Here is an 11,770-nt window from a genome sequence, read left to right as displayed (position 1 = left end):
CGGAACAATGTGGATATTCGACCGAGCGCCAGGGCAGTAGCCCCGCGACAATGGTTTCAAGTAAGCGCGGCTATACCAGCACCCATGTCAGCGACGGTCCCTGCCCGGAGACACCTGGCAGCGGCATGTGGGGGTTGGTGCTCTCCCCGCTGCCTCCGATCGCGGGAGTGTCGATGGTCGCGTCCTTTACCTGTGGCAGCGCGCGGATCGCGGTCAGGATCGACGCCTTGCGATCCTGCGGCACCGCCGGATCGACCATCGAGGTCAGCACCAGCAGCGATTCCCGCTGGAACCCCAGGTCGGTCGAACGGATGTGGCGGGTCTGCGCGACCAGCACCGCCGTCCCGATCATGAAGGCGATGGCGAGGCCGAACTGCCCGATCACCAGCAGCTCGCGGATGCGCGTCCCCGCCCGCCCGCCACCGGGTGAGCGCGACGACGCCAGCACCGCGGCGGCGGGAAAGCGCGACAACAGGATCGCCGGATACACCCCCGCCAGCACCCCGACGACCAGCGACAGCACCACCAGCGCCGGCACGACGACGCCGTAGGGAATGGTCAGCGACAGCCCACCCGCCGCATTGACCAGCGGGAGCCCCAGTTCGGCGAGGATCAGCCCGCCCAGCGCGGCGATGGCGACGGTCAGCACCGCTTCGCCAAGGAACTGCCGCACCAGCACGCCCCGATCGGCGCCCAGCACCTTGCGCATCGCCACTTCACGGGCGCGCAGGCCCGACCGGGCGGTGGCGAGGTTGATATAGTTGATGACCGCGATCAGCAGCGTCAGCACCCCGACCAGCCCCAGCGTGGCGACCGTCATCTTCGCCGTGCCGCTATCCTGCCCCTGGGGGGCCAGGTGCAGGTCGGTAAGCGGCAGCAGTTTCAGATGCTGCATCTCCGACGCCTTGCCGCCCGGATTGGCCAGATCCTTGCCCCGCCGGTCGACGAACGCGGTCAGCTTGCCTTCGAACGTGCGGGCGGCTTCGGGCGTCTCGAACCGCATGACCGTGCGCAGCGCCGAACTGCCCCAATGATACCAATAGTCGCTGGTCATCTCACGGGTCAGCGGCACCAGCACCGACAGCTTGAACTCGGTATTCTTGGGCAGGTCGCGGAATACCGCGCTGACGCGATAAGTCCGCACCTTGTCCATCGACAGGACCAGCGTCTGGCCGATCGGATCGCGGTTGCCGAAGAATGCGCGCGCGGTCTTTTCATCGATCGCGGCATTGCCCGGCTGCGCCAGCGCCGTCGCCGCATCGCCCGCGACCAGCGGCAGCGGCATTACCTGAAAGAAATTGGCATCGACCTGCGCCGCGTCGACCCGCGTGCCGCGCCCATCGGTCAGGATCGTTCCCGCCCGATCGCCACCATTGATGCGGGCGCCGACGACGCCTGGAAAATCCTCACGCAGCTGGTCGATCAGCCCGCCCATCGTCCACGGGATGGGGCCGCTCACCGGGCTGTCGGGAATGGTCCACACCGTCTGCACGACATAGACCTTGTCATGGTCGGGCAGCCATTTCTCATAGCTCGTTTCGAACCGGACATAGAGGCCGAGGATCAGGAACACCGCGATCCCGACCGCCAGCCCCCCGATGTTGAGTGCGGCGTAGAGCTTGTGGCGTACAAGCGAGCGATAGAGCGACAGCAGCGCGAAGCGGTTCATGGCCTTCCCCCTCTTTCCCGTGTCAGCCGCAGGTGACGCGGGCCATGCCGCTCTTCGCGACCGAACAGGCCGGACGCCCGGTGACGGTCACCCGCGCGATGCCGCTGGCATCGATCCCCGCCGGGCCGTCGACGGCGGCGCGCACCGATCCGGTCCCGCTGGCGCGGATCGACAGCGCCCGCGTCATGATTGTCGACGTGTCGACATGTCCCGTCCCGCTGGCGACGATCGCCAGCGCGTCGGCGCGGCCGGCGGCGGTGATCGTGCCGGTCCCGCTCAGGTCCAGCGACAGCCGGGCGGCCTGCACGCCGTTCAGCTTTGCCGTGCCCGTCCCCGACAGGGTGACGACCGCGCGATCCGACCGCAGGCCATCGATGGTCAAGCCGCCGGTGCCGCGCATCGTCGCAGCGAAGGTCGGGCTGTCCAGCGCGGCGATGCGCACCGATCCGGTGCCGCTCGCCTCGATCGCCTGCAACCGTGGCAGGGTGACGGTGATCGTCGCCGCAGGCTTGCCCGCGCGGCTGTCGCAGCTGCCTTTCGCACGCAGCAGCGTCAGTACCCGGCCGCGCACGGCGACGCCGATCGCCGCCAGCGATCCCGCCTGCCCCTGTGCCCGGACGGAAAAGCCGGCGCCGAAGGTGATGGCGACATGATCGCAGCCCTGCACGGCGATGCGGTCGAACCCGGCGGCGGCGAAGCTGCGGACGTCCTGCGCCATGGCCGGGGTCGGCAGGAGCGTGGCGAGCAGCGCGAGGGGGAGGAGTTTCATGGGGAGGTCTCCGGTTGGGAGGGAATGGGGGAAGTCCGCCGCGCGGTTCGGGGCAGGACCTTTGAAATCTCAGGCCGTACCCCGGCGAAGGCCGGGGCCCAGTTGGGGGACGCCTGTGCAAGGCAACGACCGCGCCGTAACTGGACCCCGGCCTTCGCCGGGGTACGGTATCGGGTGGGTCCAGGGCTTCATCACATCGCCCGCATGGCGCTCGCGACGATCCGCCCGTCGAGCATGTCGATCCGTCGCCTGGCCATGTCGGCATGGGCGGGCGAGTGGGTGACCATCACGATCGTCGCGCCTTCGCCGTTCAGCCCCATCAGGATGTTCATCACCTGCTCGCCATTGGCGGTGTCGAGGTTGCCGGTCGGCTCGTCGGCCAGGATCAGCTTCGGATCGCCGACGATCGCGCGGGCGATCGCCGCGCGCTGCTGCTGCCCGCCCGACAATTGGTGCGGGAAATGGCGGGCGCGATGCGCAATGCCCACCTTGTCCATCGCGGCGGCCACGCGCCCTTTGCGATCCCCGGCATCGCCGCGATAGGCGAGGCCGAGCGCCACATTCTCCTCGATGGTCAGCTCGTCGATCAGGTTGAAGCTCTGAAACACGAAGCCCAGCGTCGATCCCCGGAACTTCGCCAGCTCGCTCTCGCCCATCGCCGCGAGGTCGCGGTCGCCGAACAGGTACTTGCCCCCGGTCGGCCGGTCGACGGTGCCGAGCGTGTTGAGCAGGGTCGATTTGCCGCAGCCCGACGGCCCCATGATCGCGACGAACTCGCCCGCCTCGACCGCCAGGTTGATGTCGGCCAGCGCGGTCGTCTCCACGTCGTCGGAAACATAGCGGCGCTGGATATTCTCTAGCCGGATCATGGGGTTCCCCTATCGGATGTTGATCGCGTCGCCCTTCACGGACGACAAATTGGTGGTGACGATGCGGTCGCCGGGGTTCAGCCCCGACAGGATTTCGACCGCTTCCGGATTGCGCCGGCCGAGCTTCACCGGGCGGCGCGTGGCGTGGGTGCCGTCGGCATCGACGACGAAGGCGAACGCGCCATTGTCCACCGCCAACCACCCGCCGACCGGGGCCACCACCGCCTTCGACGCGGCGCCGAGCGTAATGCGGATGTCGAGGGTCTGGCCCCGGTTGAGGTTGGCGGGCGTGGTGTCGAAGGTCAGCTCGACCCGAAAACGCCCTTCCTTCACGGCGGGCAGCACCTTGCTGACGGTCAGGGTCGCGCCCTCCGCGCGTGCCTTCTGCCCGACCGCCACCCGGCCGAGATAATATTCGTCGACATCGGCGGTGAGCTTCCACGAACCCTCGCTGTCGACCTGCCCCGCCGGGTCGCCGGGTTTCAGCGTCTGGCCGGGCTGCAGCGTGAAGTTGGTCAGCCGCCCGGCCGCCGGGGCACGGATGGTCAGCGCCGAGAGGCCACCGCGCACCGCCGCGAGGTTGCCCGACAGCCGCGCCTGCGTATCCGCCAGGCGCTGCCCCTGCGTCGCGGTGATCCGCGCTTCGGTCCCCGCCCCGGCGCGCAGCTGGGCCAGGCGCCGCGCCTGATATTCCGCCTCGGCGCGATAGCCCGCGACCCCGGCCTCGGTCACGATCCCCTTGTCGAACAGCTGCTGGCGGATCGTCAGGTCGCGCCGCGCCTTGATGAGATCATATTCGGCCTGCGACACCTGTGCCGATCGGTCGAGCCGGCTGCGCTCGATCCCCAGCCCTTCGCCGGCGATGCTGCCCAGCTGGCTGGCGATCGCCGCCTCGCGCGTCAGCACATCGAGGCGCAGTTCGGGATTGGCGAGCGTGGCGAGCGGTTGGCCGGCGGCGACCATCGCCCCGTCCTGCACCAGCAATTGTTCGACCTGCCCGCCCGCCAACACCCCGACCAGCGTGGTCAGGCGCGGCGTGACGGTGGCACGCACCGGCAGGTAATCGTCGAACGGCCCGCGCGTCACCTCGCCCGTCTCGATCGCGCTGGCGGCGATGTCGGTCGATCCGGCGGCGGGCAGCCAGCGCCACAGCGCCACCGCCGCCAGCACCGCCGCGACCGCAATCCACGTCACGCGCCGTTGCCACCATGCACGACGCGGCCGCTCCACCCGGCGGTCCATCGCCGCGCCGGGGGGGGTATCGGTGGTGCTTGCGCCCTGTGTCGCTTCGGTCATCATGGGACCAGTGTCACCGATCGGGGCGGAAAATCCTAAGTGTCTGAACTATCGCCATATTCCACCGATTGTCCGCCGGGTGACCGTCCGGTCGTGGACAGCCTGTCCGGAAATGGACAGTCGCACGCGGCGTCAAGCGGCCTTTCGGTGCTGCTGATCGACGACAATGCCAGCGTCGCCGAATCGATCGCGCTGGCGCTGCGGCTCGGCCGCCACCGGATCGACTGCGCGGGCGGACCGGAGGAGGCGCTGTCCCGCCTTGCCACCCAGCGCTACGATGTGATCCTGCTCGACATGAATTACGCGGCGAACCGTACCGACGGCGCGGAGGGGCTGGCGCTGCTGGCGCGCATCCTGTCGGACGATCCGGGGGCTGCCGTGGTGGTCATCACCGCGCATAGCGGGGTGCGGATCGCGGTGGAGGCGATGCGGGCGGGCGCACGCGACTTCATCATGAAGCCGTGGCGCAACGCCGACCTGCTCGCCCGCATCGCCGCCGCCGCCGCGCCGCGCGCGGTGGCCGTGACCGCCCCGGTCGCGGCCGAACCGGCCCGGCTGCTGGGGGACAGTGTGGCGATCGAGCGGTTGCGCGCGCTGGTCCGGCGGATCGGCCCGACCGAGGCCGGGGTGGTCGTCACCGGCCCCACCGGATCGGGACGCGGCCTGACCGCCGCCGCGCTCCACGCCGCATCGCCCCATGCGGCGACGGCGATGCCGGTCATCGACCTGCGCGACGATGCGGCGTGGGGGCTGCTCGACACCCCTGCGCCGACATTGCTGCTGCGCCATCCCGACCGGTTGGGGGAGGTGGCGCAGGCCCGGCTGCTCGCGCGGATTCCGCCCGCGACGCGCTGCATCGCCATCGCCGACAGCGCGGGCGGCATCCTGCCTGCGCTCGCCCGCCGCATCGCGACCGTCGAGATCGCGGTGCCGCCGCTGGCCGCACGCGAGGGCGACGCGCTGCTGCTCGCGCGCCATTTCGGCCGGATCGCGGCGGCGCGCTACGGCCGGCCTGTGCCGAGCTTCACTGCGGCGGCGGAGGCACGCATCCTGTCGGGGCCTTGGGCGGACGAGGTGCGCGGGCTGGGCGCGGCGGTCGAGCGCGCGATCCTGCTGGGCGAGGGCGGCGCGATCGACGCCATCCTGCTCGCCCCCGATCCCGTCGTGGCGATGCCGGAAAGCCCCGCCGCCCGCTTCGACCTCGACGAGAATGAGCGCGCGGTGATCGAGGCGGCGCTGCGCGAACATCGCCACAATGTCAGCCACGCGGCGGCCGCGCTGGGGCTGAGCCGGGGCGCGCTGTACCGCCGGATGGCGCGCCATGGGTTGTAGGGGGGACCGGCACCTGAGGTGGGGCGGCCCGACCCGACCATCCCTCTCCCGTACCCCGGCGAAGGCCGGGGTCCGGTTGGGAAGGCTTGTCAGTATCTCGCTAACGCCCCCCAACTGGGCCCCGGCCTTCGCCGGGGTACGAGGGGGCTTGGGGCAATCGGCCCTGCCCGCGCTATTACCCGCATCGAGCCGCCCCTCATGCTGACCCCAGAACGCCGCCGTACCCTCGCCGCGCTCGGCTCCGGCGTCCTCCTTACCGCCGGCGGAGCCGCCGCGCTGGCCGCTGCGCAGGCGGGGATGTGGGGCACGCTGCTCGGTGCGGGCGGCGTGGTCGCGTGGGTGCTGGCGCTCGGCTGCTGGGTCGCGGCGCGGCGGGGTGGCGCGCCTGCCCCGGCACCAGCGGCGCGGAGCGACGGGCCGATCGCCGCGCTGCTCGACCAGGTGCCGGTCCCGCTGCTGCGGATCGAGGGCGAAGGGGTCCGCGCGATCAACCGCGCGGCGCGCATGCTGTTCGTCGCCGACGACCGCATCCCCGCCCCGCCGGGCGCGCTCACCGATCCCGCCCGGCGCCACCTGCGCCATGCCGGGCGGCGCTGGCGGATCGATGCGGTGACGCTGGGGGAGGCGCAGCGCCTCGTCGCGCTGATCGATGTCGATGCCGAGGAACATGCCGCGCAGGAGCGCGCGCAGGACGAGATGATCGATATCCTGGGGCACGAACTGCTGAACGGCCTGTCGCCGATCGTGTCGCTGGCTGACAGCGCGGTGACGGCGGCGGCACAGGGCGATGCGATGCTGGGCGATATCCTCGCCACGCTGGCCCGCCGGGCCGAGGGGCTGGAGGGCTTTACCCGCGCCTATCGCACGCTGGCGCGGCTGCCCGATCCGGTCGTCGCGCCGGTCGCGCTGGGCGAGCTGGCCGACGATCTGGCGCGGCTGTTCCGGGGGCGCTTCGGCGAGGGGGTCGCACTGACGGTATGCGCGGACGGCACCGCGACGCTCGACCGGGGGCAGGTTGTGCAGGCGGTGTGGGCGCTGCTGCAGAACGGTGCCGAGGCCGCGCTGACCGCCCCCGCCCTACCCCCCACCCCACCCAGGGTCACGCTGTCGATCGCGGGCGGCGCGCGGTTGACGATCGAGGTCGCCGACAGCGGTCCCGGCATCGCCGCCGCCGACCGCGCGCGCATCTTTCGCCCCTTCCACACCGACAAGGCCGGCGGATCGGGCATCGGCCTGACGCTCGCCCGCCGCATCGCCCGCGCGCATGGCGGCGAGCTGGTGCTGCTCGGCACCGGCGAGACGCGGTTCCGGCTGACGGTGCCGACATGATCGACATGTCGACAGGTCGAGCGGTCCCCCCTCCCTATTCCTGCGCAGGCGGGGACCGAGGGGCACGTGCACAAGTCGTTGTCTTGTTTGGCCCTGGACCCCCGCCTGCGCGGGGGCACGGAATGGCGACGGCCGGTCGGGCGATCCTGCAATCTTGGAAAAGCAACCATCCGACATGTCGACACCTCTACCTGTCGGAGCGTCGATGAGCGACCCCACCCATGGCTGGGAGGCGGTTGCCGGCCGGTTCGCCGCGATCCGCAGCGAGGTGGGTGCGGACGTCGTGCGCCGCTGGGCAGCCGACCTGCCGGCGGGGGGCAGCGTCGTCGATATCGGGTGCGGCAGCGGGCGCCCGGTCGCGCTGGCGCTGGCCGAAGCGGGGCTGGCGGTGTCGGGCATCGACCCCTCCCCCACCCTGCTCGCCGCGTTCCGCCGCGCGCTGCCCGATGCACCCGCGGCGTGCGAGACGGCGGAGGCGAGCGGCTATTTCGGACGGCGCTTCGATGGCGCGGTGGCGATCGGGCTGCTGTTCCTGCTGCCGCCCGCGACGCAGGCATTGGTGATCGGCCGGGTAGCGCAGGCGTTGCGGCCCGGCGGGCGGTTTCTGTTCAGCGCGCCGGCGGTTGCCTGTCGCTGGACCGACACGCTGACCGGGCGGGAGTCACAATCGCTGGGCGCGGCGGGGTATCGCGTGCTGCTGGCGGAGGCCGGGTTGCGGTTGGTTGGCAGCTATGAGGACAGTGGCGGCAATCATTACTTCGCGGCGGTCGGGTAGGGCGACGGCGGATCGGGGCCTGTGGGCAGACTTACCATGCTCGCCGTACCCCCGCGCAGGCGGGGGTCCAGGGTTGCGAACGCCGGCCGCTGTTCTGCTTGGCCCTGGGCCCCCGCCTGCGCGGGGGCACGGCATGGGGGCAGCGGTCGCCAAGACTGCGATCGGGTCCGGGGTGGCAATCTGCGTCGTCGACGCTCACCCGAAAACCGGCGGAAAACCGCCAAAGGTCACTAAGTTCACACTCGCACGCTATTTGCAGCAAGGCGCATGGGGAGCGTGGTGGGCATCGACGATGGGACAGAGCGTCGGGCGAGCCTGTCAGGGTATCGCGATGTAGGAAAGGCGCCCGTCAGTGACCGTAGCGCTTGATCCCGCGCTGGCGCAGCTTGCGACGTTTGCGGCGGTGCAGCGTGACGCCGAGCGCCGGCCCGCCGATCAGCAGCACGACGCCGATAATGGCATAGGCGAGAAGTTCGCGGGAGACGTCCATGCCGGTTTCTTGCAATCCGGCGACCGGATTGTCCATGCCGGACATTAAGTTTTGTTCATTTAAATATGGCGTTCACCGACAAAATATACCGCACCGCCGCGCAATGTGTCGACACGACGACACCACGACAGGTCGACATGTCAATCGCCGATCGGACTTTCCCCATATTTTCGAAGGACATCGTTGAACGCCTCCGCCATCAGCGCCTGCAGGCTGCGATCCTGCCGCCGCGCGAGCATGTGCATCGCCAGCGACATGTCGGGGGTGAAGAAGCCGGCGATCTGCTTGCGGCCCTGCCGGCTTGCCGGGCCTTTTGCGTCGACAGCGACAGGTGCGGCGGGTGCCGGCGCGGGCGTCGCCGCCGGGGCGGGGGTGCGGTCGCGCAGATTGGCGAAGGACGGCTTGCGGCTCATGACGCGACCTTTCTGAAACGGGGGGCAGGCATGTCGAGCTGTCGACATGTCCACTTGTAGAGTTCGCGCACCTCCTCGGCGGCCTTGCCGGCGGGTTCGCTTTCCATCACCGTCCGCCCCTCCGCGCTGGCATGGCGGTACGCGGCGCGATCGGGCAGCAGCACGGGGCAGGGCGGCGTGCCGAAGCCGTCGACCAGCTCGCCCGCTTCCTGATAGATGCGCGGCGCATTGGGCGGGCCGGCGGTGAACACGACGAAGGCCGGACGGCGCAGCAGCTGCACCAGCTTCGCGGTCGTCTGGATCGCCGACAGGTCGAAGGCGCTGGGCCGGCACGGGATCAGCACCAGGTCCGCCGCCTCCACCGCCGCGCGCGCCGCGCTGTCGGCGTGCGGCGGGGTGTCGATCACGATCACCTCCGCCCCCTGTTCCTTTGCCGCCGCGATCTTGGCGGCCAGGCGGGGCGGGGGGCTGTCGATCACCTCCGGCGGGGCTTCGTTCCGCCATGCCGCCCATTGGCTGGCGGTCGCCTGCGGATCGGTATCGACGACCAGCGCGACCCGGCCCGAAGCCTGTGCGGCGGCGGCAAGGTGCAGCGCGAGCGTGGTCTTGCCCGCGCCGCCCTTCTGACTGATGATGGCGATGGTCGGCATGTCGGCGCTTCTACGTGTCGACATGCCGACAGGTCAAGCTGTCGACGATCCGCAACGCCAGCACCCGATCGGCGGCCGTCACCCCGGCGCGATATCTCCGGAAAAACCGGCTGAAAATGCATCGATAGTCTTTTGGTTCCGCGATCCCTCGCCCGACAGTTCTTTGGTATGAGCGCGATAGACTATCGGCGATCACGCCCGGATTCTGGGAAAAAATTAACAGATGACCGTATACCAATTGCGTCGCGACCGGCGGGGCGATGCCGGGGCGGCATATCCGGTCGAGGGGCCGGGACTGCGCGCGCCTGCTTCATCCCGTTGGAAACAAGAGATCTTTCCTTCGCCCACCCCGTCGTGACGTGCGACAACCATCCACGGGATGCAGCATCATGTCCTTCTTCGACCATCTTTCCATGCCCCGCAAACTGACCTTCTGCCTCGGCATCATCCTGCTGCTGTCGCTGACCGCCAATTTCGTTATCTTTACGAAACAGGATCAGGTCCGCGATGCCACCACGATCAACGAACATACGCACAAGGTCATCGCCGCATCGAACAGGATGGTCGAAGCAATGGTCAACCAGGAAACCGGTTTTCGCGGCTATCTGTTGACCGCCGATCGGAACTTCCTTGCCCCCTATGTCGAGGGGAAGGCCGACTTTACCCGCGCCCTGGGCGAAGCGCGCGCGCTGACCATCGACAATCCGGCGCAGCAGGCGCGCCTGGCCGATATCGCCGCGCTCGCCGCCAGCTGGCACGGCGATGTCGCCGCGCCCGGCATCGCGCAGATGGACACGACCGCAGGACAGGCGGCGGCGCGCGGCGCGGTCGCCCGCGCGCGGGGCAAGCAGCTGATGGACCGCATCCGCGCCCGTTCGGGCGAGGTGATCGCCACCGAAGCGACGTTGCTGGCGCAGCGGCAGGCGGCGCAGGCGGCGGCCTTTGCCACCATCCGCCACGCGATCATCGGCGGGATGCTGGTCAGCCTGCTCGCCGCGATCGGTGTCGGCATCCTGATGACCCGCGCGATCGCCCGCCCGCTGGAACGGGTGACGGCGATGCTGGGCCAGCTGGCCGATCCGGTCGCGACCGGCCGGCGCGACGAAATCGGCCGGATGGAGGGCAGCGTGCGCGGCGTGGAGGCGGCGTTCGCCGATTTCTCGCGCGTGCTGACCGCCATTGCCGACGGCGACCTGTCGGCGCGGATGGAACGCGACCATGGCGGGCGCAGCAGCGTGTTCGGCGCGACGCTGCACGCGATGATCGATCGGCTGCGCGGCGTGATGGGCGATGCCAATGGCGCGGCGCAGAACGTCGCCTCGGCCAGCCAGCAGCTCTCCGCCTCGTCGGACCAGGTGAGCCAGGGCGCCACCGAACAGGCGGCGGCGACCGAGGAAGCGTCGGCGTCGATGGAACAGATGGCCGCCAACATCCGGCAGAATGCCGACAATGCGGCGCAGACCGAAAAGATCGCGCGCCAGTCGTCGCACGATGCCGAGGCGAGCGGCGCGGCGGTCGCGCGCGCGGTCGATGCGATCCGCACCATCGTCGACCGCATCGCCATCGTGCAGGAAATCGCGCGCCAGACCGACCTGCTGGCGCTGAACGCGGCGGTCGAGGCGGCGCGCGCGGGCGAACATGGCCGCGGCTTTGCGGTCGTCGCCTCCGAGGTCCGCAAGCTCGCCGAACGCAGCCAGAGCGCGGCGGGCGAGATCGGCGGCATGTCGGGCGAAACCATGGCCGCTGCCACGCAGGCCGGCGACATGCTGACCCGCCTCGTCCCCGATATCCGCCGCACGACCGAACTGGTCGCCGAAATCAGCGCCGCGTGCCGCGAACAGGATATCGGCGCATCGCAGGTCAACCAGGCGCTGCAGCAACTGGACCAGGTGATGCAGCAGAACGCCGCCGCCGCCGAACAGATTTCGGCGACGTCGCAGGAACTGGCCGGTAGTGCCGAGGAACTGGAGGCGAGCATCGCCTATTTCCGGATGGAACAGGCGACGCGCGCCGCCGCCCCGGCCAGGCGCACCGCCCCGGCCCCGCGCCTGCACGGCGTGGTGCGCGGCGCGGCGGATGCCGACGACACGCGCTTTCATCGCGCGGCATGATCGGGGGAGGGGCACCCTTCGACATGTCGATGTGTCTACAGGTCGTGCAGTTGGCTTGATCGGCGGA

12 protein-coding genes are annotated in these 11,770 nt (G+C 70.2%); 5 read left to right on the top strand and 7 right to left on the bottom strand.

What is annotated here, in order from left to right:
* Nucleotides 1–70 precede the first annotated feature (70 nt).
* The 4 genes from CA237_RS09170 to CA237_RS09155 form a co-directional block, all read right to left on the bottom strand.
* A complete protein-coding gene (locus CA237_RS09170) occupies nucleotides 71–1,669 on the bottom strand; it encodes an ABC transporter permease (protein WP_126013815.1) in 1,599 nt (532 codons plus the stop codon).
* Nucleotides 1,670–1,691: 22 nt separating this feature from the next.
* Complete coding sequence (locus CA237_RS09165; RefSeq protein WP_126013813.1) at nucleotides 1,692–2,438, bottom strand: DUF2807 domain-containing protein; 747 nt, start codon at nucleotides 2,436–2,438, stop codon at nucleotides 1,692–1,694.
* A gap of 191 nt (nucleotides 2,439–2,629) precedes the next feature.
* Entirely contained in the window at nucleotides 2,630–3,307 is a 678-nt protein-coding gene (locus CA237_RS09160; RefSeq protein WP_126013811.1) for an ABC transporter ATP-binding protein, read from the bottom strand.
* Between the two features lie 9 nt (nucleotides 3,308–3,316).
* A complete protein-coding gene (locus CA237_RS09155; protein ID WP_241215458.1) occupies nucleotides 3,317–4,603 on the bottom strand; it encodes an HlyD family efflux transporter periplasmic adaptor subunit in 1,287 nt (428 codons plus the stop codon).
* 147 nt (nucleotides 4,604–4,750) lie between these two features.
* Between CA237_RS09155 and CA237_RS09150 the strand changes: the two genes are divergently transcribed.
* The 3 genes from CA237_RS09150 (at nucleotide 4,751) to CA237_RS09140 (ending at nucleotide 8,039) form a co-directional block, all read left to right on the top strand.
* Nucleotides 4,751–5,935, top strand: coding sequence for a response regulator (locus tag CA237_RS09150; protein ID WP_241215457.1), 1,185 nt, complete (start codon nucleotides 4,751–4,753; stop codon nucleotides 5,933–5,935).
* Between the two features lie 198 nt (nucleotides 5,936–6,133).
* Nucleotides 6,134–7,264, top strand: coding sequence for a HAMP domain-containing sensor histidine kinase (locus CA237_RS09145; RefSeq protein WP_126013809.1), 1,131 nt, complete (start codon nucleotides 6,134–6,136; stop codon nucleotides 7,262–7,264).
* Nucleotides 7,265–7,469: 205 nt separating this feature from the next.
* The gene (locus CA237_RS09140) at nucleotides 7,470–8,039 is read left to right on the top strand and encodes a class I SAM-dependent methyltransferase (RefSeq protein WP_126013807.1); all 570 of its coding nucleotides are present in this window, start codon (nucleotides 7,470–7,472) and stop codon (nucleotides 8,037–8,039) included.
* 349 nt (nucleotides 8,040–8,388) lie between these two features.
* On the opposite strand, the gene CA237_RS19655 is transcribed toward CA237_RS09140, so the two are convergent.
* From CA237_RS19655 to parA, 3 genes are all read right to left on the bottom strand, one after another.
* Nucleotides 8,389–8,574, bottom strand: coding sequence for a hypothetical protein (locus CA237_RS19655; RefSeq protein ID WP_164523850.1), 186 nt, complete (start codon nucleotides 8,572–8,574; stop codon nucleotides 8,389–8,391).
* A 95-nt stretch (nucleotides 8,575–8,669) separates the two neighbouring features.
* Nucleotides 8,670–8,942: a ribbon-helix-helix domain-containing protein gene (locus CA237_RS09135; RefSeq protein ID WP_126013805.1), complete on the bottom strand. Its 273-nt coding sequence runs from the start codon at nucleotides 8,940–8,942 to the stop codon at nucleotides 8,670–8,672.
* Entirely contained in the window at nucleotides 8,939–9,592 is a 654-nt protein-coding gene (gene parA / locus CA237_RS09130) for a ParA family partition ATPase (RefSeq protein WP_126013803.1), read from the bottom strand. Before parA ends, CA237_RS09135 begins: the two co-directional genes overlap by 4 nt.
* Here parA and CA237_RS19880 point away from each other — a divergent pair.
* Complete coding sequence (locus tag CA237_RS19880; RefSeq protein ID WP_206432967.1) at nucleotides 9,582–9,764, top strand: hypothetical protein; 183 nt, start codon at nucleotides 9,582–9,584, stop codon at nucleotides 9,762–9,764. The genes parA and CA237_RS19880 overlap by 11 nt on opposite strands.
* A gap of 241 nt (nucleotides 9,765–10,005) precedes the next feature.
* Nucleotides 10,006–11,703 carry a CHASE3 domain-containing protein gene (locus CA237_RS09120; RefSeq protein WP_241215456.1) on the top strand — a complete coding sequence of 566 codons (1,698 nt, stop codon included), beginning with the start codon at nucleotides 10,006–10,008 and terminating at the stop codon, nucleotides 11,701–11,703.
* Nucleotides 11,704–11,770: the final 67 nt, after the last annotated feature.

The sequence above is a fragment of the Sphingomonas sp. ABOLH genome, assembly GCF_003951715.1.
GTDB lineage: Bacteria > Pseudomonadota > Alphaproteobacteria > Sphingomonadales > Sphingomonadaceae > Sphingomonas > Sphingomonas hankookensis_A.
Note: the sequence above shows the minus strand (reverse complement) of the source record. Positions and strands in the feature narration are given on the sequence as shown.